This window comes from Macrococcoides caseolyticum (assembly GCF_002902665.1).
GTDB classification, from domain to species: domain Bacteria; phylum Bacillota; class Bacilli; order Staphylococcales; family Staphylococcaceae; genus Macrococcoides; species Macrococcoides caseolyticum.
This window is the reverse complement of sequence record NZ_PPRM01000082.1, coordinates 1-1,407: the sequence shown is the minus strand read 5'-3', so window position 1 is coordinate 1,407 and position 1,407 is coordinate 1. Positions and strand designations below refer to the sequence as shown.

The window sequence follows — 1,407 nt, the reverse complement described above, 5'->3', positions numbered from 1 at the left end:
GTAACACAATGGTAATTAAGTTACATTCAAAAAAGAGGTAAATAGAATTTAAATTCCATTCACCTCTTTTTTAATTTTTATCATTTTGATGTAGCACTAGAATGCTATATTCAAAAATTTATTGAGTTAAATGATCAAATCTTTTTATGGATATGGAGTGTTGTCCTTCACAGTAGCGAAGAAGTTGCTTGATAAATAGCACTCTATCACCACTTATATAGTACTTTTCTATTTCCTTATCCTCTATCCATTCTAATTTAATATTCATAGTCTGTCTGTCTTCTATAAAAGATTCGGCAATAAAAGATATATCTTCTTTATATCTATCTGTGTCTTTTTTTTTCATCAGAGAAAATAATTTAATAGAAATTAAATTTCTGGTATCGTCTAATACATCATCTTCACTGTAATATTTCGGTATTAAAAAAGAAAAATCTTTTTTTAGTTCTCCAGGTCTATTCAAATCTTCATAAAGTATTACTGCTGAAATTATAGAATTAATTTCGACTGATAGTATCATAATGTTAGAACTATTATATTCCATTCTAGTTATATGATTCATTTTAAACCTCCTTAGACTTTCTATACCGCGGCTATAACAAATGGAATTGCTTCAGGTGCAAAGAATGCAACACCTACGAGACCAGCGATAATGCCAGCAGCTATAGCCAAGTCTTTTACATTATTTAAGTTAAGATGTTTTTTCTTAATCTCAGCTTTAGCTTGTTTAAGTTTCGCTAAGTCTGCTTGACCTTTTTTATAATCTTTTGAAGATTTCACTTTATCTATTATTTTTTTGGGGACTCCAGAACCAGCTAATGTTTTACCATGACTAGGTGTACCATCAACATTCTCAACGGCTTTCACTTTTCCTTTTTCTACATGAACATGTGGTTTTGCATCTTTGCTAGAAGGGCGATCTACTCTATATTTCCACCCTTGACCAGCATCATGAGTTTCACCATAACCATAAAATGTAAAATCATCACTATATTCTATATTTTTGAAATCACTATAAGGATTATTATTAACTCCTATCTTTTGAAGTTGTTTATTAAGCTCTTCTATAGTAATATCACTAGCCTCACCAGTTGCTTCCTTCTCTTCAAGAGCTTTTTTAGTAAGAATATTAATTTCTTCAATATCACTATTCAAACTAGTTGCTGAAACACTGTGACTTATAATCGAGAACATAAATACCGATAATAAAAACACAATAAATCCTTTCTTTAATAAGTTAATTTTTTTCAATATCATTTAAATTCCTCCTATCTTTTATTTCTAAAAATAGTATATCATTATAATTCTAAATTTTACCTTAAATTTACCTTAAAAAGGAAATGTGAAATTTTTAATAATTTACAGAGTTTTTAAATGTCATGTAACATAATGCCAATTATGTTACAT

Annotated in this window: 2 protein-coding genes; both read right to left on the bottom strand. The window is 28.4% G+C overall.

The window, feature by feature from the left end; all coding sequences use genetic code 11:
- Window positions 1-118 precede the first annotated feature (118 nt).
- Window positions 119-562 carry a hypothetical protein gene (locus CD152_RS10065; RefSeq protein WP_101031782.1) on the bottom strand — a complete coding sequence of 148 codons (444 nt, stop codon included), beginning with the start codon at window positions 560-562 and terminating at the stop codon, window positions 119-121.
- 20 nt (window positions 563-582) lie between these two features.
- Window positions 583-1,257, bottom strand: coding sequence for a hypothetical protein (locus CD152_RS10060; RefSeq protein ID WP_101031780.1), 675 nt, complete (start codon window positions 1,255-1,257; stop codon window positions 583-585).
- Between the last annotated feature and the right edge of the window lie 150 nt (window positions 1,258-1,407).